Raw genomic sequence first — 26,268 nt, forward strand, 5'->3', positions numbered from 1 at the left:
TGCGCCTGTGATGCTGCGGGTGGTGTCTTGCTGCTTTTCCTACTTCCGCTGGTAGTTCGCTACGTTGCCTTGCGCGGCGCGTGCGGCGTCGACGGGGATGGGCAGCGGCGACGGCGGCGCGATCTCGTCCCACAGCGTCACGGCATTGCCGCGTGTCAGCTGCGGCGTCGCCGCGACCATCACCATGCCTGCCGCGCCGCCACGCTGACGCGAGAGCACCTGGTCGTCGAGCGCAACGGTGCTCGTCGGCGTGCCGTCGTCGGGCTCGTCGATGACCTGCGCGCGTGTCGACTCATCTTCCGCTGCCGTTGCCGCTTCCGCTTCCGCTTCCGGTCCCGTACCGACATTGGCGGTGGCCGCAAACGTTTCATTCGCGGAATCGGGCGCCGGTTGCGCTGCCGTTGCGAGCGGCTCGAGCGTGACGGATTCCTGCGCGCTTACGCCTGCGGGGAGCGCGACGAGAGCGAGCGCGACGCACAGGGCCGCGCTGGCTGGCAGTCGCCGGATCGTGCTCGAGTCGATGCCGAAAACGGGTCGCATGATGTCTCTCCTTGGTGCGGGAGATTTAGCGAAACGTGTGCCATCCGTGCGAACCCATTGATGCGATTGGTCCGCCCAAAATCGATCCGGCGCCCGTTGCTGAAAATCGGCCGTAAACGTTTCAGGTCTGAAACCTCGCAAAAAACACGCGGATTTCAAATCGGTGCGTTAAATGCAACGCCACGGGAGTCCGTTGATAAAAAAGTATGGTGAATGCGCTTCCAGGCGAATTAATCGGGTCCCAATGAGATTGCCTGGCAGCCGCAAACCCTTGTCGCACAAGGCCGGACGATTTAATTCGCATATTTGTTTTCGACGGCTCGCGCGTATAGTAAGCTCTCATCCACAGCACACGATTTTAAAAAGCCCACTACTGGGTCGTTTCAATACACGCGCCGTTTTCGGGGATCAGCTGTCCGTACGGAATGGAATGGCCGTTCGGTTTTCGCCGTTTGCGAATCCCGTGCGAATAGGCGTGCCTGAAAGCTAAATACAGATCAGCACATGCCGTCATCCTTAACGTTCGTTGACGAGAGGATCTGAATAATGGAATCCGCCACACGGCAACTGATATACGTATCACGAGATCCCAGCGCTGAGTTGAACACGCGTTTTCATGAGCGCGGCTGGCATGTCGAAGTCGTCGGTTCGGCGCGGGATGCGCGCCGCGCAGTGCGTGCGGGGATGGCGGCGGGCGGTCTGCTCGACCTGTCGAGCTGCTTCCAGCAGCACGAAATTGCCGCATTCGAGTCCTGCCTGACGATGCCGAACGTCGGCTGGGTCGCGACTACGATGGCCGGCCAACTGCAGGACGCCGCGTTGCGCCGGCTCGTGCGCGACTACTGTTTCGATTATGTGACCGTGCCTTACTCGGGCGACCGGATCGTCGATTCGGTCGGGCATGCGTATGGGATGGTTTCGCTCGGCGAGCCGGCGTCGAATGACGCGTCGCCGGGCGGTTCCGAGGGCGAGATGGTCGGGTCGTGCGACGCGATGCTCGCGCTCTTCCGCTCGATCCGCAAGGTCGCGATGACGGACGCGCCCGTCTTCATCTCCGGCGAATCGGGCACGGGCAAGGAACTGACGGCCGTCGCTATTCACGAGCGCTCGGCGCGCCGCAATGCGCCGTTCATCCCGATCAACTGCGGCGCGATTCCGCCGCATCTGCTGCAGTCGGAGCTGTTCGGCTACGAGCGCGGCGCGTTCACGGGCGCGAACCAGCGCAAGATCGGCCGCGTGGAAGCGGCGAACGGCGGCACGCTGTTCCTCGACGAAATCGGCGATCTGCCGCTCGAAAGCCAGGCGAGCCTGCTGCGCTTCCTGCAGGAGCGCAAGGTCGAGCGGCTGGGCGGACACGGCGCGATCGAGGTGGACGTGCGGATCATCTCCGCGACCCACGTCGACATGAACACGGCGATGATCGAAGGGCGGTTCCGCTCGGACCTGTATCACCGCCTGTGCGTGCTGCAGATCGACGAGCCGCCGCTGCGCGCGCGCGGCAAGGACATCGAGCTGCTCGCGCGGCATATGCTCGAGCGCTTCCGGAAAGATGCGAGCCGCCGGCTGCGCGGCTTCGCGCCCGATGCGATCGCCGCGCTCCACAACTACAGCTGGCCGGGCAATGTGCGCGAACTGATCAACCGCGTGCGGCGCGCGATCGTGATGTCGGAAGGCCGTGCGATCACGGCGCGCGATCTCGAACTCGCGGAATATGTCGAAATCGTCCCCGTGTCGCTCGCGCAGGCACGCGAGGCAGCCGAAAGACAGGCGATCGAGCTGGCGCTGCTGCGCCATCGCGGGCGTCTCGGCGACGCGGCGCAGGAGCTCGGCATTTCGCGCGTGACGCTGTACCGTTTGCTGTGCTCGCACGGCATGCGGCATATGGAAAGCGAGCCGCTCGCGCAGCACGCGGCGGGGTTGCCGTCGACGATGCCGCATCTCTGACGCCTGCTCCCGACGACACATCGGGAAGCCCGGCCGGTTTGGCCGGGCTTCTTTGCTTTTGACGCGCCCTTTCCCGTTTCCTGCTGGCGATGCCGGCTCGTTACGCCGCTTCCCGCGCGAGGCGAAAACCGCGCAGGGAACACGCGTCGGGCGGGAAAGCGGCGCGATCACGGCGCTTCATGTGGCTTGCTAAAATCGGAGTTTCCCAAAAACCTCCGGTGCGCCAGGCGCACGGCCGAAGGAATCCGCATGAAACAATACCTCGACCTCGTCCGCACGATCCTCGATACGGGCAGCTGGCAGGAAAATCGCACCGGCGTCCGCACGATGAGCATGCCGGGGGCGATGTTGCGCTTCGATCTGCAGCAGGGTTTCCCGGCCGTGACGACGAAAAAACTCGCTTTCAAGTCGGCGATCGGCGAGCTGATCGGCTTTTTGCGCGCGTCGCGCAGCGCAGCTGATTTTCGCGCGCTCGGCTGCAAGGTCTGGGACGGCAATGCGAACGAAAACGCGCAGTGGCTCGCGAACCCGTACCGGCAAGGCACCGACGACCTGGGCGATGTCTACGGCGTCCAATGGCGTCAGTGGCCCGCCTATAAGGTGCTCGACACCACGGCAAGCGCCAGGCTCGAAGATGCGGCATCGCGCGGCTATACGCCCGTTACCGAGTTCGAGGAGGGCGGCGTGCGCAAGGTGGTGCTGTACAAGGCGATCGACCAGCTTCGCCAGTGCCTCGATACGATCATCAACAACCCTTCCGACCGGCGGATTTTGTTTCACGCCTGGAATCCGGCCGTGCTCGAGGAAATCGCGCTGCCGGCGTGCCATCTGCTGTATCAGTTTCTGCCGAACGTGTCGAAGCGCGAGATTTCGCTTTGCCTGTACATCCGCAGCAATGACGTCGGGCTCGGCACGCCGTTCAACCTGACGGAAGGGGCGGCGCTGCTGCATCTCGTCGGCCGGCTGACGGGCTATGCGCCGCGCTGGTTCACGTATTTCATCGGCGACGCGCACATCTACGAGAACCAGCTGGACATGCTGCAACAGCAGCTGACGCGCGAGCCCTACGAAAGCCCGACGCTCGCGATTGCCGACCGCGTGCCCGAGTTCGCGAAGACGGGTGCCTACGAGCCCGAGTGGCTGGAGAAGATCGAGCCCGCCGATTTCTCGCTGGTCGGCTACCGGCACCACGAACCGCTGACAGCGCCGATGGCGATCTGATCTGACGCGCAGCCGGCATTCCGGCGCAGCGTAGCCCTGATGTGAAAACGTGAAAACGCCCACCGCGATTGCGGTGGGCGTTTTCGTTTGTGGCGTGGCGCGCTCGCCGGTGCTGCCGGTACTGCCCGGACTCAGCCGCGATGATGCTCTTCGTGGCCTCCGCCGCCCGTCGCGCGCTGTTCCTGATGCGGCTGCGGCTGGGGTTGAGGCTGTGGATGCGGCTGCTGCGCCTGCTGCGGCGGGTGAAATTCCGGGCGAGGCTGTTGTTGTGCCTGCGGTTGCGGGTGAAATTCCGGACGCGGTTGTGGCTGTGGACGGAACTCCTGGCGTGCCTGCTGTTGCGGCTGTGGTTGGGGATGGAATTCCTGACGCGGCTGAGGCTGCGGACGGAATTCCTGGCGCGCCTGTTGTTGCGGCTGCGATTGGGGGTGGAATTCCTGACGCGGCTGAGACGCCGGACGGAAGTCCTGATGCGCCTGCTGTTGCGGCTGCGGCTGCGGCTGCGGATGAAATGCCTCGCGTCCCTGCTGCTGCGCTTCTTGCGTCGGAGGCGGCACCGGCTGCGCACGCATCTGCGGCCCGTGTTGCGGCTGACCCGGTGCGACGCCCGCGAAACTGTTCGCCGGCCGCGGCGCGTGTTCGTGCTGCTGTATCGCCTGACCGTTCTGCGGCATCACCGGACCTTGCGGCATTGCCGGGTCTTGCGGCTGCGCTGCTCCTGACTGCGGGTTGCCGCGTTGCTGGGCCATCGGCGCGTGATGCTGCGTCCACGCGGGCTCGCGCTGCTGGGCGACAGCCCGATCCTGGCGCTGCGCGCCCCCCGGCTGACCTGGTTGCGGCTGCATGCCGTTCATCTGATGACCGCCCGCGAATTGTGGAGGACGCGGCACGCCATTGCCCGGCTGACCGCGCTGTCCAGACTGCCCGGGCTGTCCGGGACGCTCGGCTTGTTGGCCAGCCATCGGCGCCGGCGCAAAGCTGCGCCCCGATTGACCTGGTATGCCGTGCTGCCGTGCATTCATCTGCGGCTCGCCGCCCGGCCGCTGGCCGCCGGGCGCACCCGCGACCGGCGCGCCCGGCATGGCGCCCGGCATCTGTCCCGGCACATGCGAGCGCACCACCCGCACGTTCGCGACGGGGCCGTTGCCGTTGAGCGTCTGTCCGCCGAAGTGCGCGGGCACGGAAGTGCGCACCATCGGCTCGCCCGCGCCCGGCACGCGACCGTGCCCGCCTTGGGCGAAGTTCTGTGCGAGCCTGTCGTGGAACGCCGCTGGCACGCCCGGATTGCGCGTGCCGACGACGGGCCGCGCCATCACATTCGCCGGCGGCCGGTAGGCAGCGTTGCGCATCCCCGGCCCGAAGCTCTGTCTGACGGGCGCGAGATTCGGTGCACCCGCGTTGAAGCGCGCGTTGCGCCACTGCGCGGGGTCGACGCGCTGTCCAAAATGGTTCGTCGGCTGTCCGTGGACGAATGCCGTTGCGGGCATCCCTGTGACGGCCCCCGGCGCGCGGTAGTTGACGTACGTGTTGCGGACGTTGTTATGGATATCGACGCGGTTGTTGACGATGACCGTGTTGTTCACGCGCTCGTAGTAGCGCGGGCTCCAGTCGTGATGGCGGCCCCAGTGCGGATGCCACGGCTCGCCGGGGCCGAGCGCGAACCACGCGACCCCCGTCGCCGCGACGCCGCCGATCGCGAGATTCACGCTCCAGTCGCTGCCGCCGCCATCGCCGACGAACGCAACAAGAGCGGGCGCATACACGGGCGGCGGCTCGCTGACGACGACGGGCCCCGGCACCCACGCCCACGCATCGTCGACATAGGCCCAGCGGCCGTAGTGATAAGGCGCGAAGCCCCACGGCGCGTCGTCGACCCACGTCCAGCCCCACGGCGCCTGCCAGACCCAGTGGCCGTCGCGATAAGGCGCCCATCCCGCAGGCTCCTGATTCGGTGTCCACACTTCGCCGTATTGCGGCGTGCTGCGCCACGTGCCGTTCGCGTCCAGGTCCTGATAGCCGGGCAGTTCACGCGATACATAGCGCGCCGAAACCGAGCGGTCCTCGGCGGCGTCGCGGCTGGCTGTCCACTCGTCGAACGGATCGGCGCCGGGCGCGCCGTTATCGCCCGTCTGCTGCAGGTCCGTGCCCGCGAAGGTGATCTGCTGTCCGGCGGCGACAGGCACCTGGCCGTTGTCGCCGTAGACGGTCGCGCTGCCTCTGCGCACCGTGACTGTCGTGCTGCTGCCGTCCGGCGCGACGTCGACGCGGTAGTCGCCGGGCCCGTTGACGCCCAGCGCGAGATTCGGCGTGTCGATCTCATACGACGAGCCCGGCGCGATCGCGCGCACGTGCGTCGACAGCGTGCCTTGAGCGACCTTCAGCTGCGTGCTGCTGTCGTCGAGATTGAGGATGTCGAGACTGGTTTGCTGGCCCATGCGCACGGCCGTCGAGCCGATGTGCAGCTCCAAGCGCGCGTTTTTGTCGTTCCACAACTGGTCGCCCGTCGTGAGCGGCCGGTTGACCTGCGCATACGACCAGTCGGACGCGCCAGCGGGCTCGGTCGTGACCGTGCCTGCCATGTAGTTCAGGCGCGCGACGCGTCCGGGCGGGTCGCTATCGGGCGTCGACTGAGGTGCCGATTGAGGTGCGGGTTGAGGTGCGGATTGCTCGACGTTCGCGGGCGGCGGCGCTTCCTGCGCCCAGGCGGCCTGCGTGGCGAGCGTCGCGAACGCGCCAGCAACGGCGAGCGCAACCAGCGACGAATGGTGCATCGCGCGGGGCGCCGGATCGTCGGCGCTGCCGGAATTCCGGCCGGGTGTGGTGAGTGTTTTCATGGTTGTCGCTCCGTCGGGCACGCGCGGCGCGGCACCCTGCGAAGTCACTCTACCCGTGGCGGCTGTTTCAAGGCAGTCTCATTTGTAAGCCACTCGCGTGGCGCTGTAACAAAAGTTGTCCCGTCGAATGGCTTGTCGGACGCATCGCCCGTCAGTGCGATAAAAACGCGTCGAAATGACGATGGCCGGCGGGCGTCACGCGCAGGATTCGCGGCCGCTCGGTGCGCTCGACCCAGCCATTCGACGACCACGACTTGAGCAGCGCCGCGCCGAGCGCACCGCCCAGATGCGGCCGGCGCTCGCTCCAGTCGGGGCACGTGCACGCGAAACGGCGGCGGCGCGTGCGCTGCCGCGTGACGTCGATGCCCCAGTCGGCGAGGAGCGCCGCGCCTTCGGGCGTTGCGTCGAGCGAATCGCCATGGACGGTCAGCAAGTCGCCGCCCACGAGCCGTTCGTAGACGCGCACGGCCAGTTCGCCCGCCATGTGGTCGTAGCAGGTGCGCGCGTAGCGCATGTCGACGGGCACCGTGCGCGCCGGGCGCGGCACGGGGCGCTGTGGCGCCGTGGCTTCGGCGACGTTGGCGAGCGCCTCGATGGTGGCGGCGATTTCCGCCGACGCGATACGGAAATAGCGATGACGCCCGCGCACTTCGAGCGCGAGCAGTCCGCCGTCGGTCAGCCTGGCGAGGTGCGCACTGGCCGCCGACGGCGAAAGCCCAGCGATCAGCGTCAGTTCGCCTGCGGGACGCGCGGTGCCGTCCATCAGCGCCCACAGCATCGCGGCGCGGCCCGGGTCGGCGAGCAGCGCGCCGATGCGGCTCAGGCCCGGAAAGTGATTCGGTTCGGAAGGAAGCAGTGCAGCCATGTGGATCTCCTGTCGACCAGAGTTAGCGCTTTAGCGCTTACTCTGGTCCCATGCAGAGCGGTCGACCCGAGTTAGCGCTTTAGCTGTCGGCTGGAGTTGGTGCGTTAGCACTTACTCCAGCCCCATGCAAAGCACTCGCTCGGGCCCCATGCAAAGCAGCCGTAGTCAATCGGCTCATGGCTTTCACTCTACCCGCGATGCGCATTCGATGTTTCAGCATGTCGTGAACTGTCGCGTGCGCCGCAGCGCCCCGCCGATCTGCGGGCGCAAACACCGCCAGGCTAAAATCGGAGCGCTTTCTCCAGTTTTCGAGTGAACGACGCAGTCATGAAAATCCTCTTCTCCGTGGTCGCGGCCCTGGTCCTGTGCAGCGCATGCGCGCAGGGCGGGGCGGGCCCGTCGTCGACCGGATCGGGCAGCATTACGATGTACGGCACGATCGACACAGGCATCACCGTTCGCAACTGACGCCTCCGGCGGCGCGGTCGCTACGGATGTACCGATGTGCGCCGCGTGGCAGGAATTGATGCATCATTGACGCTTCTGCCACGGCGACCGATGTAACGATGTGCGCATCGTCACCCCGCCCGCGAGGCTACCGATGCCGTCACCTTCCGCCGCTTCCGATGTTCCCAGCCGCGCCACCGGCCGTGCCGATCCGCATGGCCGCCGCGCCGCGCGTGTGCTGGCCGTTTGCCAGGCGCTCTACACGTCGTCGGTGTCGATCGATCTGACGCTGACGGGGCTTGTCGGCTACACGCTTGCCGACGATAAGTCGCTCGCCACGCTGCCGTTTTCGCTGATCACCGTCGCCGCCGCGCTGACGACCGTATGCGCGTCATTCCTGATGGCGCGCGTCGGACGGCGCGCGGGCTTCATGCTCGGCGCGGGCGTCGGCGCGGCGGGCGGCGCGATCTCCGTGTACGCGATCTTTCATCACAGCTTCTGGGCGTTCTGCGCGGGCACGGCCACCGTCGGCGTGTTTCAGGCCTTCGCCCAGTACTACCGGCTCGCCGCCGCGGACGCCGTTTCCGCCGACATCAAGAGCCGCGCAATTTCGACCGTGCTGACGGGCGGCGTCGTCGCGGCCGTGCTCGGTCCGGCGTTGGCCGCGTGGAGCAAGGACTGGCTCGCGCCCGTTGCGTTTGCCGGCTCGTATGCGCTCGTGACAGTGCTCGCGCTGCTGTCGATGGCGCTCGTCGCCGCGCTGTATCGCGATGCTGCGCCGCATGCGGACGTCGCGGCGCAGCGAGAGCCTGCGCGGCCCTGGCGCGCGATCGTCCGGCAGCCGATCTTCGTGGCCGCGCTTGCGAACAACGCGCTCGGCTACGCGGTGATGATGTTCGTGATGACGGCGACGCCGATCGCCGCCGTCGCGTGCGGACACTCGATCGGCGACGGCGCGCAGATCATCCAGTGGCATCTGGTCGGCATGTTCGCGCCGTCGTTCTTCTCGGCGCGCCTGATCGCGCGCTTCGGCGTGCTGCGCGTGATCGGCGCGGGCATCGTGCTGTCGGCGCTGTGCGGCGTGCTTGCGCTGCGCTCGACCGACCTGCCGCATTTCTACGCGGCGCTCGCGTGCCTGGGCGTCGGCTGGAACCTGATGTTCGTCGGCGGCACGACGCTGCTCGCGCAATCGTACCGTCCGTCCGAGCGCGCGAAGACCCAGGCGACGAGCGAGTTCACGACTTTCGCGTTCTCGGCGCTCGGCTCGCTGTGCGCGGGCCAGATGCTCGCGCATTTCGGCTGGACGGCCATCAACGCAGCGATTTTTCCGTTTCTCGGGCTCGCCGCGCTGGCGACGCTGGCCTTCGCGTGGTCGCAAAGACGTTCGCCGCTGCCGGCGTCGGGCATGTGAACGGATTCCTTTACCCGTGAAAAGGGACGACACGATGAGTCACGCTTCGAACGCCACCGATCACGAAGCAATCCGCGCCCCGGCACACGATGCGCCCGCGCCGCAAGTTCGCCACATCGTGTTCGCCGTTGCGCCCGAACTCGTGCTGCTCGACGCATGCGGCCCGCTCGAAGCGTTCCATCGCGCCGAGTTGACGGTGCGGGACGCGCGGCGCGTGTTGTCGGGAGTGTCGGCTGGCGTCTTGCCGGAATCGCGCGAGCGCGTCGCTTACCGCACGACGGTTGCATCGATCGACGGCGGCGAGCTCGACACCTTTTCCGGCTTGCCCGTCGTCACGCGGCGCCTCGACGCGCTCGACGGCGAGCCGATCGACACGCTGATCATCCCCGGCATCCCCGTCGACGACGGCCGCGCATTGCAGCCGGCGCTGATCGACTGGATCGCGCGGCGCGCTCCGCAGGTGAGGCGCGTGTGCTCGGTGTGCACTGGCGCGTTCTATCTGGCAGCGGCGGGCGTGCTCGACGGACGCCGTGCGACGACGCACTGGCGCGACGCGGTTGGCCTCGCCGAGCGGTTTCCGCGTGTGCGCGTCGACGCCGAACCGATCTTCATCCGCGAGCCGTTGCCGGGCGGCGGCGGCCGGGCCGTGTGGACGTCGGCGGGCGTGACGGCGGGCATCGATCTCGCGCTGGCGCTGATTCAGGAGGACTACGGGCATCCCGTCGCGATGCAGGTCGCGCGGCGGCTCGTCGTGTTCGTCAAGCGCCCCGGCGGGCAGTCGCAGTACAGCGCGGCGCTGGCGGCGCAAGCGTCGGCGGGCGGCGCGTTCGACGGTTTGCACGGCTGGATCGCGTCGAACCTGAACGGCGACCTGTCCGTCGAGCGGCTCGCGGAAGAGGCGCGTATGAGTCCGCGTACCTTCGCGCGCCGCTATGCCGACGAAGTGGGCCGCACGCCCGCCAAGACTGTTTCGGCATTGCGGCTCGAAGCGGCGTCGCGCGCGCTTGCCGAGTCGCGCCGGCCGCTGAAGCGGATCGCGCTGGATTGCGGCTTCGGCAGCGAGCAGAACTTGCGGCGCGCGTTCATGCGCAGCTTCGGCGTGCTGCCGCTCGATTACCGCGAGCGTTTCTCGTCGGCGCTGCGCTGAGTTGCGGCGGCATGCCCGCCACACTTGCGCGCGATGCAAAGCAATGTTGCGTTCGCGCGGGCCATACCCAGCGCCGGATAGCACAGCGGCCGCCTTATTGCCCTCGTATAATCGGCTCCTTTCGATAGTTTGTTGACCGGAGTCAAGATGAGCACGCCTGCCGCAGCGCCGCTGGATCGTTCAGAAACCACGTTCCGATTCCTCGCCGAACCAACGTCGGTCAACTTCGGCGGCAAGGTGCACGGCGGCGCGCTGATGAAATGGATCGACGAAACCGCGTATGCGTGCGCGGCCGTCTGGTCGGGCCGTTATTGCGTGACGGTCAGCGTCGGCAATATCCGCTTTCGCCGGCCGATTCACGTCGGCAATCTGGTCGAATTGCGCGCGCGTGTTGTCGCGACGGGGCGCACCAGCATGCATATTCACGTGTCAGTGCACGCGGGCGATCCGAAAGGCGGCGAGCTGCTGCAAACCACCGATTGCCTCGTCGTGATGGTCGCCGTCAACGAGAACGGCACGCCCGTGTCCGTGCCGTCGTTTGTGCCGCAAACCGACGAGCAGAAGCGTCTCGCGAAGTACGCGATGGACGTGAAGGCCGCGCTCGATGCGATCGTCGATCTGAAGCCCGAGGAAGTCGCGCAGGGCAAAGTTTGACGTGCAGCGGCACCGCATGCTCTCTTCGCGTTTGCGAAGAGAGCATCGCGGGCTTGCAGTAAAGGGCGGCAGAAAAGTGCTTTAACGAGGGGCTCTAACGAAGCGCGCTAACGAAGGGCTTTAACGAAGGCTCTAACGCTTCGTGTCGCCGACCATGTCGTGCGGTCGCACCCATTCGTCGAACTGCTGCTCCGTCAGATGACCGAGTGCGAGCGCCGCGGCCTTCAGCGTCGTGCCTTCCTTGTGCGCTTTCTTCGCGATCTGCGCGGCCTTGTCGTAGCCGATGTGCGGATTGAGCGCCGTCACGAGCATCAGCGATTCGTTGAGCAACTGGTCGATGCGCTCGCGGTTCGGCTCGATGCCGACCGCGCAGTTGTCGTTGAAGCTCTGCATGCCGTCGGCGAGCAGGCGGACCGACTGCAGCACGTTGTGCGCGATCATCGGCCGGAACACGTTCAGCTCGAAGTTGCCGCTCGCGCCGCCCATGTTGACGGCCACGTCGTTGCCGAACACCTGGCAGCACAGCATCGTCACCGCTTCGGATTGAGTCGGGTTCACCTTGCCCGGCATGATCGAGCTGCCCGGCTCGTTTTCGGGAATCGACAGTTCGCCCAGGCCGCAGCGCGGGCCGCTTGCGAGCCAGCGGATGTCGTTCGCGATCTTCGTCATGCTCGCCGCGAGCGTCTTCAGTGCGCCGTGCGCGAACACGAGCGCATCGGCGGCCGCCATCACCTCGAACTTGTTCGGCGCGGACACGAAGGGCAGGCCCGTGAGCTTACCGATCGCCGCCGCGACCTTGTCCGCGAACTGCGGATGCGCGTTCAACCCGGTGCCGACTGCCGTGCCGCCCTGCGCGAGTTCGTACAGATGCGGCAACGCCGATTCGATATGTTTCGCGCACTGGTCGAGTTGCGCGACATAGCCCGAGAATTCCTGGCCGAGCGTGAGCGGTGTCGCGTCTTGCAAATGCGTGCGGCCGATCTTCACGACGTCGGCGAACGCCTTCGCTTTTTTGTCGAGCGTATCGCGCAGCGTCTTCAGCGTGGGCAGCAGATGTTTCGCGATGCCGACAGCGGCCGCTACGTGCATCGCGGTCGGGAACACGTCGTTCGACGATTGCCCGCGATTCACGTCGTCGTTCGGATGCACGAGGCGCGCTTCGCCGCGCTCGCCGCCCATCAGTTCGCTCGCGCGGTTCGCGATCACCTCGTTGAGGTTCATGTTGCTCTGCGTGCCGGAGCCCGTTTGCCAGACGGCGAGCGGAAATTCATCGGCATGCCTGCCTTCGATGATCTCGTCGGCGGCGGCCATGATCGCCTTCGCCCTGGTTGCGTCGAGCACGCCGAGGCCCAGGTTCACTTCGGCGGCGGCGCGCTTGATGATGGCCAGCGCCGTGATCAGTTCGGGTGACTGCTTCTCCGTCGAGATTTTGAAGTTCTGCAGCGAGCGCTGTGTTTGCGCACCCCACAGCTTCGCGCCCGGCACGGCGATTTCGCCGAACGTATCGCGTTCCATGCGTACATCTTTCGTCATGTTGTACTCCGCTTGGTGATTGGATGGGCCTCACAACTGCTCATCGACTGGCAGCAACAAGAATAGACCCGTCAGCGCGTTGCGGTAAAAGCCCGCGCCGGGATCGAGGTTGTATTGGTGAATCAGGCCGTTTTCCTCTTCGGTCCAGACGAGTTGCGATTGCGGCGTCGCCGAAGATTTCAGTGTGGCCAGTTCCGCCGGCGTCGCGAGCGTCACGCGATAGCTGACGGCGGGCGATATCGCGTGATCGAAGAGCCGCGCGACGTCTTCGGCGATGGGCGCGCTGTGGATCACGAGCGCGAGCTCCGTGTTCAGATGCGCGGAACGCGGATCGAGATTCATCGAACCGATCACGAGCGTCTTGCGATCGATCACGTAAGACTTCGAATGCAGACTGGCTCTCGAACGCGAGCCAAAGAGGCCCGTCTCCGGCGGGTTCTCGTCTTGCATCGGCTTGAATTCGTAGAGCTGCACGCCGCGTTCGAGCAGCGGCACGCGATACGGGCTATAGCCGGCTTGCACGGCGACGGCGTCGGTGGCCGCGAGCGAATTCGTCAGCACCTTGACGGTCACGCCGCGCTGCACGAGCTTGCCGAGCGCATCGACGCCCGCCTGGTGCGGCACGAAATACGGCGACGTGACGAGAAATTCCTTTTGCGCGTCGCGCATCAGCTCGACGAGGCGCGTCATCGGCGGGCTCTTGTACTGATCGACGGGCAGACGCATTTTTTCGGGCGTATCGACCTTGAATTCGGCGGGCGCCCAGATGAGCCCGAGTTCACCACGGGCGATCTGCGATGCAAGCGGTGTCGCGTTCAGCGGCTTCGCGTTGTACGGGTCCGCGTTGGTGCGCCAGTGCGCGCGCAACTCGTCGCGCATCTGGTCGAGCTCGTGCGGATCGAACTTCTGCTTGTTCAGCGCGCGCAGCGGATACGCGTTGCTGTCGTTCCAGAACCTGTCGAAGCTCGCGGAAATATCGGCCGTGATCGGGCCGGCGGCGAGCACGTCGATATCGCGGAACTGCAGCGTCGGACTCGCGCTGAAGTATTCGTCGCCGAGATTGCGCCCACCGACGATCGCGATCTGGTTGTCGGCGATCATCGCCTTGTTGTGCATGCGCCGCGTGAATGCGCCGACTTGCGTGAAGAAGTTCTCGCTGCGCTGATAGAAGCTCGATTGCGCGCTGCCGAAAGGATTGAATACACGGATCTCGATGTTGTCGTGCGTGTTCAGCGCGGCCATCACGCGGTCGATGTCGTTGAACTTCAGGTCGTCGACGAGCATTCGCACACGCACGCCGTGATCCGCCGCATAGAGCGCGGCGGCGAGCAGCAGTTTGCCCGTCGTGTCCTCTTCGGCGATGTAGTACTGCATGTCGAGCGTCTTCGTCGCCGCGCGCGCGAGCGCGATGCGCATCTGTAGCGCCTCCGTGCCGTTGGACAGCACGCGAAAAGCCGACTGGCCCGGATGCGCGCGTTCGGGCGCGGCGAGCGCCGTGGAGAGCGGCGTGCTGTCCGTCGCGGGCAATGCGCGTGTGATGGGGCGATCGAATGCGGTGGCGGGCGGGCGTGTCGCGCAAGCGGCCAGCAGTGTGGCCGCGACGATGAGCGCGAACGTGCGCGTCAGGATCGGACGCGGCGCGTTGCGCGAGATGCGGGTACTACGTTGCTCTTCGTGATGCTGCAATGCGGCTGCGTCGTTGGTGTTATGGGCCGACACGCTTGTTCCTCCACTTGATCGGCACGGGTGGTCGTCGTGGGTCGCCGGTTTCGCCTGAAAATATTCTACGGGGAAACCGTAATGAGGGTCGGTAAAGGGGAACGCAACGCGCGTGCCCGGCTTGCGCTCGGCCGTTTGCAGCGGGGAAGCTTGCCGTGGTCAGGTCGACTTGCAGTCGGTTGCGCGCGCAACGCAGAAGCGCGGAGCGCGCAAGAGCGCGTTGCATCGACATGAAGCGGCGGCTGTGCTTGCGATTGACCGCGCCCGCGGAAGGGCGCGTCGCGAAGAATGCGTGCGCGGGTTCGCACGGCACGCAAGGTCTCTGCGTCCGTGCTCAGTTCGCCGACGCAGGCTCTCGGCGGTTCATCGCGTGCCGGCTCATCTTGTGGAAGCGCAGCGTCATCAGCAGCGCGACGCTGGCGAGCCCGGCCGCGAGTCCCCACCACAGGCCGCGCGCGCCGAGCCCGAAGTGAAACGCGAGCGTATAGCCCGTCGGGAAGCCGATTCCCCAATAGCCGAACGCGGCCGCGATCATCGGAATGCGCGTGTCCTTCAGTCCGCGTAGACAGCCGGAGCCGACCGTCTGCATGCCGTCGACGATCTGGAAAATGGCAGCCACGCCCAGCAGCGAACTCGCGAGCGCGACGGTCGGCGCATTGGCGGGATCGTCGAGATGCAGGTACAGCCCGACGATGAAGTGCGGCGCCGTGATCAGCAGCAGGCCCGACAGGCTCATGAAGCCCACGCCGAGCCCGAGCGCGACGAAGCCCGCATGGCGCGCGGCGAGCGGCTGCCCCGCGCCCGACCAGAAACCGACGCGCACATTTGCCGCCTGGCCGATCGCGAGCGGCACCATGAACGCCACCGACGCGACGTTCAGCGCGATCTGGTGCGCCGCCAGTTGCGATTCGCCGAGCAGGCCGACCATTAGCCCCGTCGCGAGAAAGAGCGTCGATTCGACGCCATACGTGATCGCCACCGGCCAGCCGATGCCGAACAGTTCGCCCATCAGCGGCACGTCGGGGCGCGTGGCCGTCACGAAGTGCCGGAAGCGCGGGCGCAGATGGAGCAGCCCCATCAGAGTGAGCGCCGTGAGCCACACGGTGATCGTCGTCGCGCCCGCCGAGCCGAGGAAGCCGAGGCGCGGCAGCCCGTACGCGCCGTGGATCAGCCCGTAGTTGAGGAACGCGTTGACGAACACGCCGCCGATCGACACCCACAGCAGCCGCCGCGCTGCGCCGATCGCGGGCAGGAACGAGCGCATCAGGCCGATGCCGATCAGGCTGCCGGGCGCGCCCCAGCGCAGCACCGCGCAGTATTCGCCGACGTTGTGCGCGAGCAGCGCCGGCTCGCCGAAGGCCATCAGGATGGGCGCGGCGAATGACAGCAGCACGAACGCGGGCACCGTCAGCAGCAGCGACAGCAGAAAGCCCGTCCAGTAGATGTGCGGCACGCGATGCTCAGCCTGCGCGCCGCGCGCATGCGACACGCTCACGCTCACGGAAGTCAGCACGCCTTGCAGCAGCGTCACGACGACGAAAAACAGGTTCGCGCCGAGGCCGCCGGCCGCGAGCGCATCGGGGCCGAGCGAGCCGAGCAGGACGGTATCGGTGACGCTCATCGCCATCTGCGAAAGCTGTGCAATGGCGAGCGGCGCAGCAAGGCGCGCGGTATCGGCGGCGTGGCGCGAAAGCGTGGGCGGCCCGCTGAGCGCGCGGGAGATTCCGGTTGGATTCATGGTTCCAGGTGCTCGATGCGCGAAAGCGCGAAGCGCGCGCCAAAACCGGTTGGCCGGATCAGGCCAATGGAACGGATGAAGCGCGCGCGGGATATTTTTCTGTGCAAGCGGACAGCTTATTGCGGGAACGCGGCGCTGTCGATGAACAGGCACATTTTTGGTGCGGTCTTGCGGCGGCGGCCGGATGCGCTCTGCATATTTATGTCGTCTCCAGGACGAGGCGCGCGCGTCACCCCTCGTGGACGGCGATCCGCGTGTCGCCGAGCAGCACGACCTGACCCGCGCGGATTTTGCAGGTTTTGCGCGTTTCGACCTGGCCGTCGACGGTGACGGCCCCCGACGCGACGATCACCTTCGCCGACCCGCCGCTGTCCGCGAGGCCAGTAATCTTCAGCAGATTGTGGAGTTCGACGTAGTCGCCGGTCAGTGTGAAATCGAGGTTGGGCATGTCGGTTGCGATGGACGGGGCATCGGCGAATCGTGGAAAAAGCGCGTGGGAAAGCGCTTCGCATCATAAGCCATCGCGTCCCGCGCGGCGTCCGCATGGCGAGCGCGCGGCGTTGGACCGGGCAAGTGCAAGCAGATGTTATTCAGTTGTCAGCAAACGAAACGTTGAGTAACAGCCGCCTTTCTTGGCGAACCTCACTCACGAAGGCCCGGTCTGTGGAATAGCCTGCTGCATTTTGCATTGGGCGAACCGCGCGGGCGCATCGCCGCCGATCGGCAGCCACACGACGCCCGCATGCCGACACTGACAACCTTCAGAGAGGATAACCATGACCCAGCTTCGTACGCTCCTGATCGGTACCGCCCTGACTGCGTTTGCGTCGACGGCCGCATTCGCCCAGACGCCCGCTCAACCGGCTACCGGCACGGCCGGCCAAGGACAGGTCCAGACGCAGGCACCCGCCGAGGCGCCCGCTGCACAAGGCGTCCAGATGCCGGCGCCCGCGCCGCAGAATCTGACTGCGCCGGGCTCGACGGACCCGCTCGTTCAGAAGCGCAACGCGGACGCCGAGGCGAACGCCGAATATCGCGCGCAAAAGAACGCGTCGAAGGCGCAGATGAAGGAGCAGCAAAAGGCCGCCAGGGACGAGTACACGAACCAGGTCCGCAACGCAAAGTTGAACCGAAAGGCCGACAGGGCGGCTGCATCGAACGAACTGAAGTCCGAGATGCAGGGCCAGTCGGCGGGCGCGGCGGCGTCGGGCGAATCGCATAACTGAGGCCCAACCAAGGTTGATACAGGGCTTGGCCGTTTCGACGTTCAAAAAGGGAGGACATCGATCATGAAAAAGATGAACAGGACCATAGGCGCGCTATTGGCGGCGCTGATCGCGGGCAGCGTGACGACGCTCGCCGTCGCGCAGACGCATGATCCCGCCACCGATCCGACAACGCATGCCGACAGCAAGGCCGTGAAGGAGCAAGCCGAGGCCGACAAGAAGGCCGAGATCGCGCAGGCGAAGGCCGACAAGAAGAAGACCGACGCTCAAGCCGATGCCGACAAGGCCAACGCCAAAGCCAGACTGAAGGACGCGAAGCACGAGTAAGTGGCGTTAATCACCCGGATTCTCCGGACGGCATCACGCCGTTCAAAGCGAAAGCCCGGTGCGCCGGGCTTTTTTTCTGTTTGACGCGTGTTTCTTGCGCCCGTCGTCTGACGCTCGGCACGCGGCGTTCGCGCGGAAAAATGGGGCGCTTGCCGTAGCGGGTTGTATGGATATACAGTATGCGTCGCCTTCACTTTCCGATCCGCCGATCGTGCTTTCCGTCGCCGATTCCCTGTCTTCATCACCGTCAGCCGCGACGGGTTCGCCTGAGCCCACGGCCGCCGCCGACTGGCTCGCGAAGCTCAACGACGCCCAGCGCGAAGCCGTCGAATACGGCACGGAAGACGTTTCACATCCAGCGGGCGCGTTGCTCGTCATCGCGGGCGCGGGGTCGGGCAAGACCAATACGCTCGCGCATCGCGTCGCCAACCTCGTCGTCAAGGGGGCTGATCCGCGTCGCATTCTGCTGCTCACGTTTTCGCGCCGCGCCGCGCTCGAAATGACCCGGCGCGTGATCCGCATCGCCGGCGCGGCGCTCGGCTCGCGCGCAGCACTGGCGCAGGGGCTGACATGGTCGGGCACGTTCCATAGCGTCGGCGCACGGCTGTTGCGCGAGTACGCGGATCTCATCGGCCTGTCGCCAACCTTCACGATCAACGACCGTGAAGACTCCGCCGATCTGATGAATCTCGTGCGCCACGAGCTCGGCTTGTCGGCGAAGGAAAGGCGCTTTCCATCGAAGTCGGCGTGCTTCGCGATCTATTCGCGCGTCGTCAATACGGGCGCTTCACTGGCCGATGTGCTCAACGGCGCGTTCCCGTGGTGCCGCGAGTGGGAAGCCGATCTGCGCGCGCTTTTCGCCGCCTACGTGGACGCGAAGCAGAAGCAGAGCGTGCTTGACTACGACGATCTGCTGCTCTACTGGTCGCACATGGCGGCGGAGCCCGCGATCGCCGCCGATCTGTCCGGCCGCTTCGATCACGTGCTCGTCGACGAGTATCAGGACACCAACCGGCTGCAGGCGTCGATCTTGCTCGCGCTGAAGCCCGATGGGCGAGGGCTGACCGTAGTCGGCGACGATGCGCAATCGATCTATTCGTTTCGCGGCGCGACCGTGCGCAATATCCTCGATTTCCCGGCGCACTTCGATCCTCCCGCGAAGCAGGTCACGCTGGAACGCAACTACCGTTCGACGCAGCCGATCCTCGAAGCGTCGAATGCGGTGATCGGCTTCGCCAGCGAGCGTTACACGAAGAATCTCTGGACCGACAAGGCGTCGGCGCAGCGCCCGCATCTCGTCACCGTCGCCGACGACGCCGACCAGGCGCGCTACATCGTCGAGCAGGTGCTGGCCGCGCGCGAGGCGGGCATGAAGCTGAAGGCGCAGGCCGTGCTGTTCCGCGCCGCGCATCACAGCGCTACGCTCGAAATCGAGCTGACGCGGCGCAATATCCCGTTCGTGAAGTTCGGCGGCCTGAAGTTTCTAGATTCCGTCCACGTGAAGGACGTGCTGGCCGTGCTGCGCTGGGCTGAGAATCCGCGCGACCGCGTCGCTGGTTTTCGCGTCGTTCAGTTGCTGCCCGGCGTCGGGCCCGCGACGGCCGCGCGCGTGCTCGACGACATCGCCTCGCGCGCCGGCACGAGCGGCTCGGCCGGCGGCACGATGGATGCCGCGCACGGTGTGTCGCATTGCACGGCCAACGCGCTCGCCGCCTTCGCGCCGCCGGCACGCGCGCTCGAAGACTGGCATCCGTTCGTCGCGCTGATGTCGTCGGTGTGCGCGCGGCAGACGCCGTGGCCCGCCGAGTTCGAGATGGTGCGCCGCTGGTACGAGCCGCATCTCGAACGCAATCACGAGGACGCGTCGATCCGCCAGGCCGATCTCGTGCAGATGGAGAGCATCGCGGGCACGTATGCGTCGCGCGAGCGCTTCCTGACGGAGCTGACGCTCGATCCGCCCGACGCCACCAGCGACGAGTCCGGCGTTCCGTTGATCGACGAGGATTATCTGATCCTGTCCACCATCCATTCGGCGAAAGGGCAGGAGTGGCGCAACGTGTTCGTGCTCAATGGCGTCGACGGCTGCATTCCGTCCGATCTCGGCACGGGCAGCGAAGAGGAAATCGACGAGGAGCGGCGTCTGCTGTACGTCGCGATGACGCGGGCCAAGGAAGACCTGCACATCGTGATGCCGCAGCGGTTCTACATTCACAACCAGACGCATCTCGGCGACCGTCACGTGTGGGCGTCGCGCACGCGATTCATTGCGCCGCATCTGCTGCCGCTGTTCGACTCACATGCGTGGCCGCCCGCGCCCGTCGCGGCGGCGCCGACGTCCGCGGGGCTCGCGGCCGCCGCGCAGGCCAAAATAGAAATCGCGGCGAAGCTCAGAAAGATGTGGGACTGAGCTTGCCGCGAGGCGAGTGAAGCGTCGATGGCGCGTGCGGCGTTGCCGCCGCGCGTGCAACGCCTAGCGTGACTGCCTCTGTTGTTGCTGCGGCCTCGGCGGCGGCATGAAGAAGTTGCGCAGCCACGCCGCGAGCCGCGTGAATACGTCGTACGGTTCTTCGACGAAAATCTCCGGCTTCAGGAGCCGCAGATACTCCATGATCTGCTGCGCTTCCTGCTTCTGGAACGAGCCGTGCGAAATGCCCAGGCGCAACAGGCCGCGCAGTTCGCCGAGCTTTTCGCGCGCCGCGCTGCCGACACTCGTCTCGCATGCAACCTTCGCCTCGTAGACCCGCTGGCGCAGCGATTCGGCGAGACGCCACGCGGGCGTCTGCATCACTTCTTCGAGCGCCTGGATATCCTGCGCCGCCGACTTGATCTGCGCGGCAAGCGGATCGACCAGCGAAGGCGCGCCTTCCGCTTCCTTGACGATCGCGGCCGCCCATTCGCGGCTCTGTTTCGCCAGTTCTTCAGGCGTCCACTCGGAGCGCGCCGCAAAGCCGAAGCCGAACTCGTTCGCCTGCTTCATCAGGATCGCCACGACGTCCGGAAACTCCTTGTCCAGCGTGCGCTTCGCCCATGCGTACTGACCGCCCTGCAGCATCCGCTGCACGGCGTGCTCGGTCAGCGGCACCATGTTGTCGAGGAGCTTGGCGCGCAGAAAATCCTCGAACGACGGCGTCGCGAACTGCGGGTCCAGCTTGAGCGAGACCCGCACGAACGCCTCGAAATCCTTTCGCAAGGATGCGAGCGTTTCGTCCTTGATGTGAAGGGTAATCTGACCCATGTCTTATCCCGTTTCGTCGACCGCGCAGAAGCCGTCGAGGCGTTCGCCCCTGTGCCGCCGTCCCCGTTTCGTTGGCGGCACCGATGTCCGGCGCGGTTCAGTCCGGCGTGCCGGCCGTGCGTCGGCAGACGCAGCCTGGTTCGCGGGCCACGAGTGTTTATCGGCGGATTGAAAGGGAACTTGAGGGCGCGCGCCGTCCGGGCGAGCGGCGCGCATACGGCGGCGAAGTCACTTCAGGACGACGCCTTGCCACAGGAAGAAGACGGCTAGGCCGACGGCAATGGTCAGCAGCGGCCGGCGCGTGAGCGCGCTGACCGCGACGGCGGCGAGCGCGCCGACGAGCTGCGGGTTGCGCCAGGTCAATTCGGCTTGTGCGCCGTGCGGCGAGACGGCCATCGGCACGATGATCGCCGTCAGCACGGTCACGGGCACGAAGCCGAGCGCGGTGCGCACGAGCGGCGGAAATACGATGCGGTCGCCGAGCACGAACACGGCGGCGCGAATCAGCCACGTGATGACGGCCATGCCGACAATCAACAGAACGTAATTCATTGCGAAGCCTCCGCGGCGCGGGTGCGCTGAATCGCGGGCAACGACAGCAGCACGCCGACCGCGACGCCCGCGAATACGGCGCCCAGCAGGCCGAGCTTGTACGGCCAGCCCTGCCAGAAGAACGCAAGCGCGCCGGCCGTGGCGGCCGCAGCCAGATAACGCACGGCGACGAGCTGCGGCACGACGATCGCGATGAATGTCGCGACCATCGCAAAGTCGAGCCCGAGCGACTGCAGGCCGGGAAACGCCGCGCCGAACAGCAGGCCGACGAGCGTCCAGCCCTGCCAGTTGGCGTACATCGACAGGCCCGAGCCCAGAAAGTAGTACGGCCCGACCGAGCCGGGCGGATGCAGCCGGTAATGCGCCCACGCGACGGCGAACACTTCGTCGGTGAGCAGGCCGCCGAGCGCCCAGCGCCAGCGCGACGGCAGATGCGACACATACGGCGCGAGCGTCGCGCTGTAGAGGACGTGGCGGGCGTTCACGACGAGCGTCGTCGCCCAGACGACGGCGTAGCTCGCATGGCCCGCAATCAGACCGAGCGCGATGAACTGCGCCGAGCCGGCGAATACGATCAGCGACATGAACTGGCCGTGCCACAGATGCAGCGGGCCAGATGCGACGAGCGTCCCGAAGATGACGCCGAACGGCGCCGAGCCGATGACCATCGGGAGCGTGTCGCGCGCGCCCGCCATCAGTTCCTTGAGCCGGTGAGTGGATTGTGCAGGGTGAGTCAATCTTTTCTCCTCGATACGGCCGAGCATAGCCGGGCGAGGGGCGGGCCGGCTTGTACGTTCTTGCGATTGGGTTTGAGTTTGAGTTTGCGCTTGAGCTTGGGCTTGCGCTTGGGCTTGCGGTTGCGGCGCGCGTTTCGCCGGGCTCGCGGATGGCCGGCGGACGCGTGGATGGGTCGATGTGTGGGATGGGTGGATGTGACGCGGAATTCCAACGGTGCGTCTCAGCTTGTGCGCGTTCGCGTCGCGCGCGCGTCCGTCTCAGGACGACTGCCAGCGACCCGGCGGCACGCCGAACATGCGACGAAAATGGCGCGTGAAGTGGCTTTGATCGGTGAAGCCGCTCGCCGCCGCGACGTCGGCCACCGACGCGCCCGCGCGCAATGGCGCCAGCGAGCGCTGCAAGCGGATCTGGTTGCGCCACGCGTGCGGCGGCAGCCCCGTCGCGCGCGTGAAGAGGCGCGCCGCGTGAAACGGCGACAACCCGACGGCATCCGCCAGTTCGGCGAGCTTGAGCGGCGCGGCAAGGTCGCCCGTGAGCTGTTCCTTCATCGTAGCCACGCGGGTATCGGCGGCGGCGTTCTGCGGTGTGTCGGCGCGGGTGCGGCCGTAGCGGACGAGCAGTGTCGACAGCGCGTCGAGCATCGCCGTTTCGGCTGCGAGGGGATCGTCGTTCGATTCGAGCAACCGGTGCGCGCGCGCGAGCCGAACGGCGAGGTCCGGATCGCGGATCACGTCGGCGTCGAACCACGGCAGCGGCTGCGCGTGGCCCGCGATGTCCTCGGCGAGCGCATGGATGAATTCGACGGGCGCGTACAACACGCGGTAGCGCCAGCCTTCGTCGATTGCCCGGGAGCCGGTGTGCACTTCGCCCGGGTTGATCACGGGCACGCTGCCCGCCTCGGCGACGTAATGCGAGCCTTGATACCGATAGGTCTCCGCGCCCGCTTCGATCACGGGAATCGTGTACGCGTCGTGCCAGTGCGGCGTGAACTCGTGATCGTGATATTCGGCCGTGAGCAGGTCCGCGCCGGGCAATAGCGGCGTGCGCCAGTAGCGGGCGTTATCGCGGAAGCGGGTCGAAGTCATGATCGATGTCCGGGTGGACCTGCCAGTTTACCGCGCATCGCGTGTTGCGGGCCCCCGCGTCAACGGACGGGAATCGTCGTGCCGGCGGGCATCGGCACGGCCGTGACGCTGTTTTTCGCGCTGCCCGTCGTGACGCGGTCGCTGTAGGTCAGATAGACGAGCGTATTGCGCTTCGTGTCGACGACGCGCACCACGTGCAGCGTCTTGAAGATCAGCGACATTCGTTCCGTGAACACGTCGGCCTGTTGTCGCAGCGGTTCGGGAATCTTGACGGGACCGACCTGACGGCACGCAATCGACGCCTCGGTCGGATCTTCGGCGATGCCCAGCGTTCCTTTGATGCCGCCCGTTCGCGCCCGCGACACATAGCAGGTAACGCCCTGCACCGCGGGATCGTCATAGGCTTCGACGACCACGCGGTCCGAACCGGTGATATGAAAGTTCGTGTTGACGCTGGCGACTTCCTCCGCGTGCGCGAGCCGCGCAGACGCGAATGTGACGGAAGCGGCGGATGTGGCGAAGATGAAGGCGCGCGCGGCCCGTGCGCAGTGCGGAGCAATTTTCATCAGGTGACCGGAAGAAATGTGAAGGCAGCCGGGGCGATTGCCCGTGAGTGCGTCATCGTAACCTGGTTGCGTGTGCGGACCGTGGACGCCAGCGTCCGGCGCGACGGAGATCGGATTCGTCGAATCGTCGAAGGAGAGCGGTGGCTGGGAAAGGACGAGAGAAAAACGATCGCAGAAAAAGAAAAGGCCCGCACGGATGCGGGCCTTCGAATTTTGGCTCCCCGACCTGGGCTCGAACCAGGGACCTACGGATTAACAGTCCGGCGCTCTACCGACTGAGCTATCGGGGAACAGCAATACAACGTGTCACTACATAAAAAAGCCCGTCATGGTTAACGGGCCTTTGCAATTCTTGGCTCCCCGACCTGGGCTCGAACCAGGGACCTACGGATTAACAGTCCGGCGCTCTACCGACTGAGCTATCGGGGAACAACAACAGCAGAGAAGCGAAATTGTAGGAGGTGATGCAGAAGCTGTCAATACCCCCAGTTCATCTCAATATGGGTTCGACTGATCCGGGCGGGAGCGACAGGTCTGCTGCGGCGATCAACGCTCCAGCAGCGAGAGCTTCTCCTTCACGTCCTTGAATTCGTCGGCTTCGGGCAGCGGCGCCTTGGTCTTCGTGATGCTCGGCCATGCCTTCGCCAACTCGGCGTTCAACGGGGTGAAGTGCTGCTGGTCGCCAGGCACGTCTTCTTCGGCGTAGATCGCATTCACCGGGCACTCCGCAACGCACACAGCGCAGTCGATGCACTCGTCGGGGTCAATCGCGAGGAAGTTGGGACCTTCGCGAAAGCAGTCCACCGGGCACACATCGACGCAGTCGGTATAGCGGCACTTGATGCAGCTTTCGGTCACAACGTGAGTCATTCAGGCAACTCCTGCAAACGATATCTTTTGGTAGTGGGGAGATGGCAAGACGCCAAAAGCGTTATTGTAACGTAACGTCAAGTAGTGCATACGCGATCGCTGTCAGGGCTTTTATATCGTTTGGTGATTAGTTTATGGCCGGGCGGATTCGCGCCGAACGCGCCTTGCCGCCGCCCGCCGGCCATGGCGCAGTGGGGCAACGGCCGGCGCGCATTCGGGTAACATGCGACAGCGTCTTCGCGAGCGCACCCGTTTTGCGCGGGGCTCGCAGCGCATGCGGCGTACAAAAAGGGCGAGGGCGCACGAGGCCTGACGTCTTCCGTTTTTATGCAGTCCCGGTTTGCAAGATCATGATCATTACTTCGCTGCTCGATACCGATCTGTACAAGTTCACGATGATGCAGGTGGTGCTGCATCTCTTCCCGGCGGCCAACGTCGAATACAAGTTTCGCTGCCGCACGCCGAACGTCGACCTCGTGCCGTACGTCGACGAGATCCGCCGCGAAGTGCGCAAGCTCTGCGGGCTCCGGTTCAATGAAGGCGAACTCGACTATCTGCGCCAGATGCGCTTCATCAAGAGCGATTTCATCGACTTCCTCGCGCTCTTCCATCTGAACGAGAAGTACATTTCGATCACGCCTTCGCCGAAAGGCAACGGGGAAATCGATATCTACATCAAGGGGCCGTGGCTGCATACGATCCTCTTCGAAATTCCCGTGCTCGCGATCGTCAACGAAGTGTATTTCCGCAACACGCAGCAGCAGCCGGATTACAGCGAAGGGCGCGAGCGTCTGCGCGACAAGATTCAGTTGCTCGGCGCGCGCCCCGAGTTCGCCGACTGCAAGATCGCCGATTACGGCACGCGTCGCCGCTTCTCCGGGCGCTGGCACGAAGAGGTGATCCTCACGCTCAAGGACGGCCTGCGCGAGCAGTTCGCGGGCACGAGCAACGTGTTCTACGCGATGAAGCACGGCCTCACGCCGCTCGGCACGATGGCGCACGAATACCTGCAGGCCTGCCAGGCGCTCGGTCCGCGTCTGCGCGATTCGCAGATCTACGGCTTTGAGATGTGGGCGAAGGAATATCGCGGCGACCTCGGTATCGCGTTGTCGGACGTGTATGGCATGAAGGCATTCCTCCGTGATTTCGACATGTACTTCTGCAAGCTCTTCGACGGCGCGCGCCACGATTCCGGCGACCCGTTCGACTGGGGCGAGCGTCTTATCGCCCACTACGAAGCGAACCGTTGCGACCCGCGCACGAAGGTGCTCGTGTTCTCCGACGCGCTCGACATCCCGAAGGTGCTGCAGTTGTACGAACGCTTCCGCGGCCGCTGCAAGCTCGCGTTCGGCGTCGGCACGAATCTCACCAACGATCTCGGCTACAACCCGCTGCAGATCGTCATCAAGATGGTCAAGTGCAACGGCCAGCCGGTGGCGAAACTGTCGGACTCGCCGGGCAAGAACATGTGCGAAGACAAGGCTTATATCGCCTATCTGAGCCAGGTGTTCGGCATCGAGCAGCCCGCCGAGGAAGAAGTCGGCAAATAACGTGTCGCCACTTTCGGGGTTGTGCCGCCAGGTGCATGCAAGCGCGTGAAGGCTATTGTCGGCGCT

At 65.7% G+C, this 26,268-nt stretch carries 23 protein-coding genes and 2 tRNA genes; 10 read left to right on the forward strand and 15 right to left on the reverse strand.

Annotated features, from left to right (window positions below):
- Positions 1–39: 39 nt before the first annotated feature.
- Positions 40–540: a hypothetical protein gene (locus BMW76_RS16860; protein WP_090866995.1), complete on the reverse strand. Its 501-nt coding sequence runs from the start codon at positions 538–540 to the stop codon at positions 40–42.
- A 546-nt stretch (positions 541–1,086) separates the two neighbouring features.
- On the opposite strand from BMW76_RS16860, the gene BMW76_RS16865 reads away from it, so the two are divergent.
- Positions 1,087–2,484, forward strand: a complete 1,398-nt coding sequence (locus BMW76_RS16865; protein WP_090866997.1) for a sigma-54 dependent transcriptional regulator — start codon at positions 1,087–1,089, stop codon at positions 2,482–2,484.
- Positions 2,485–2,733: 249 nt separating this feature from the next.
- A complete protein-coding gene (locus tag BMW76_RS16870; protein WP_090866999.1) occupies positions 2,734–3,705 on the forward strand; it encodes a thymidylate synthase in 972 nt (323 codons plus the stop codon).
- 131 nt (positions 3,706–3,836) lie between these two features.
- Here the strand turns inward: BMW76_RS16870 and BMW76_RS16875 are convergent, their stop codons facing one another.
- Both BMW76_RS16875 and BMW76_RS16880 read right to left on the reverse strand, forming a co-directional pair.
- Positions 3,837–6,539 (reverse strand): DUF6600 domain-containing protein, encoded by a 2,703-nt coding sequence (locus tag BMW76_RS16875; RefSeq protein WP_177200408.1) that lies wholly within the window; start codon positions 6,537–6,539, stop codon positions 3,837–3,839.
- A 151-nt stretch (positions 6,540–6,690) separates the two neighbouring features.
- Positions 6,691–7,404: an ArsR/SmtB family transcription factor gene (locus BMW76_RS16880; protein WP_090867001.1), complete on the reverse strand. Its 714-nt coding sequence runs from the start codon at positions 7,402–7,404 to the stop codon at positions 6,691–6,693.
- Between the two features lie 327 nt (positions 7,405–7,731).
- On the opposite strand from BMW76_RS16880, the gene BMW76_RS41155 reads away from it, so the two are divergent.
- From BMW76_RS41155 to BMW76_RS16895, 4 genes are all read left to right on the forward strand, one after another.
- Positions 7,732–7,872: a hypothetical protein gene (locus BMW76_RS41155; RefSeq protein WP_177200409.1), complete on the forward strand. Its 141-nt coding sequence runs from the start codon at positions 7,732–7,734 to the stop codon at positions 7,870–7,872.
- Positions 7,873–8,005: 133 nt separating this feature from the next.
- The gene (locus tag BMW76_RS16885) at positions 8,006–9,262 is read left to right on the forward strand and encodes an MFS transporter (protein ID WP_090867003.1); all 1,257 of its coding nucleotides are present in this window, start codon (positions 8,006–8,008) and stop codon (positions 9,260–9,262) included.
- Positions 9,263–9,296: 34 nt separating this feature from the next.
- Entirely contained in the window at positions 9,297–10,409 is a 1,113-nt protein-coding gene (locus tag BMW76_RS16890; protein WP_090867005.1) for a GlxA family transcriptional regulator, read from the forward strand.
- A gap of 147 nt (positions 10,410–10,556) precedes the next feature.
- Positions 10,557–11,063, forward strand: a complete 507-nt coding sequence (locus BMW76_RS16895; protein ID WP_090867007.1) for an acyl-CoA thioesterase — start codon at positions 10,557–10,559, stop codon at positions 11,061–11,063.
- A 132-nt stretch (positions 11,064–11,195) separates the two neighbouring features.
- Here BMW76_RS16895 and fumC read toward each other — a convergent pair whose 3' ends face one another.
- The 4 genes from fumC to BMW76_RS16915 form a co-directional block, all read right to left on the reverse strand.
- Positions 11,196–12,596 carry a class II fumarate hydratase gene (gene fumC / locus BMW76_RS16900; RefSeq protein ID WP_090867009.1) on the reverse strand — a complete coding sequence of 467 codons (1,401 nt, stop codon included), beginning with the start codon at positions 12,594–12,596 and terminating at the stop codon, positions 11,196–11,198.
- A 30-nt stretch (positions 12,597–12,626) separates the two neighbouring features.
- Entirely contained in the window at positions 12,627–14,315 is a 1,689-nt protein-coding gene (locus BMW76_RS16905) for a phospholipase D family protein (protein WP_090867011.1), read from the reverse strand.
- A gap of 334 nt (positions 14,316–14,649) precedes the next feature.
- Complete coding sequence (locus tag BMW76_RS16910; protein WP_090867013.1) at positions 14,650–16,053, reverse strand: MATE family efflux transporter; 1,404 nt, start codon at positions 16,051–16,053, stop codon at positions 14,650–14,652.
- 229 nt (positions 16,054–16,282) lie between these two features.
- Positions 16,283–16,501: an RNA-binding S4 domain-containing protein gene (locus tag BMW76_RS16915; protein WP_012400207.1), complete on the reverse strand. Its 219-nt coding sequence runs from the start codon at positions 16,499–16,501 to the stop codon at positions 16,283–16,285.
- 328 nt (positions 16,502–16,829) lie between these two features.
- Between BMW76_RS16915 and BMW76_RS16920 the strand changes: the two genes are divergently transcribed.
- The 3 genes from BMW76_RS16920 to BMW76_RS16930 all read left to right on the forward strand — a co-directional run bounded on the left by BMW76_RS16920 (position 16,830) and on the right by BMW76_RS16930 (position 20,013).
- Entirely contained in the window at positions 16,830–17,279 is a 450-nt protein-coding gene (locus BMW76_RS16920) for a hypothetical protein (RefSeq protein ID WP_090867015.1), read from the forward strand.
- 63 nt (positions 17,280–17,342) lie between these two features.
- A complete protein-coding gene (locus BMW76_RS16925; RefSeq protein WP_090867016.1) occupies positions 17,343–17,606 on the forward strand; it encodes a hypothetical protein in 264 nt (87 codons plus the stop codon).
- Positions 17,607–17,772: 166 nt separating this feature from the next.
- Positions 17,773–20,013, forward strand: coding sequence for an ATP-dependent helicase (locus BMW76_RS16930; RefSeq protein WP_090867018.1), 2,241 nt, complete (start codon positions 17,773–17,775; stop codon positions 20,011–20,013).
- Positions 20,014–20,076: 63 nt separating this feature from the next.
- Here the strand turns inward: BMW76_RS16930 and BMW76_RS16935 are convergent, their stop codons facing one another.
- From BMW76_RS16935 to fdxA, 8 genes are all read right to left on the reverse strand, one after another.
- Positions 20,077–20,841 carry a DUF4088 family protein gene (locus BMW76_RS16935; protein WP_090867020.1) on the reverse strand — a complete coding sequence of 255 codons (765 nt, stop codon included), beginning with the start codon at positions 20,839–20,841 and terminating at the stop codon, positions 20,077–20,079.
- A 228-nt stretch (positions 20,842–21,069) separates the two neighbouring features.
- Positions 21,070–21,393, reverse strand: coding sequence for an AzlD domain-containing protein (locus tag BMW76_RS16940; RefSeq protein WP_090867022.1), 324 nt, complete (start codon positions 21,391–21,393; stop codon positions 21,070–21,072).
- On the reverse strand, positions 21,390–22,157 hold the full coding sequence (locus BMW76_RS16945) for an AzlC family ABC transporter permease (RefSeq protein WP_177200410.1): 768 nt from the start codon (positions 22,155–22,157) through the stop codon (positions 21,390–21,392). The genes BMW76_RS16940 and BMW76_RS16945 overlap by 4 nt, the downstream gene beginning before the upstream one ends.
- A gap of 231 nt (positions 22,158–22,388) precedes the next feature.
- The gene (locus BMW76_RS16950; protein WP_090867025.1) at positions 22,389–23,216 is read right to left on the reverse strand and encodes an AraC family transcriptional regulator; all 828 of its coding nucleotides are present in this window, start codon (positions 23,214–23,216) and stop codon (positions 22,389–22,391) included.
- A 59-nt stretch (positions 23,217–23,275) separates the two neighbouring features.
- Positions 23,276–23,782 carry a CreA family protein gene (locus BMW76_RS16955; RefSeq protein ID WP_090867027.1) on the reverse strand — a complete coding sequence of 169 codons (507 nt, stop codon included), beginning with the start codon at positions 23,780–23,782 and terminating at the stop codon, positions 23,276–23,278.
- A gap of 214 nt (positions 23,783–23,996) precedes the next feature.
- A tRNA-Asn gene (locus BMW76_RS16960) sits at positions 23,997–24,072 on the reverse strand.
- A 63-nt stretch (positions 24,073–24,135) separates the two neighbouring features.
- Positions 24,136–24,211, reverse strand: a tRNA-Asn gene (locus BMW76_RS16965).
- 117 nt (positions 24,212–24,328) lie between these two features.
- Positions 24,329–24,652, reverse strand: coding sequence for a ferredoxin FdxA (gene fdxA / locus BMW76_RS16970; RefSeq protein ID WP_090867029.1), 324 nt, complete (start codon positions 24,650–24,652; stop codon positions 24,329–24,331).
- 350 nt (positions 24,653–25,002) lie between these two features.
- On the opposite strand from fdxA, the gene pncB reads away from it, so the two are divergent.
- A complete protein-coding gene (pncB, locus tag BMW76_RS16980; RefSeq protein WP_090867031.1) occupies positions 25,003–26,202 on the forward strand; it encodes a nicotinate phosphoribosyltransferase in 1,200 nt (399 codons plus the stop codon).
- Positions 26,203–26,268 lie beyond the last annotated feature (66 nt).

Origin of the sequence: Paraburkholderia diazotrophica (genome assembly GCF_900108945.1) — a bacterium.
In the GTDB taxonomy this organism is placed as follows: Bacteria; Pseudomonadota; Gammaproteobacteria; order Burkholderiales; family Burkholderiaceae; genus Paraburkholderia; species Paraburkholderia diazotrophica.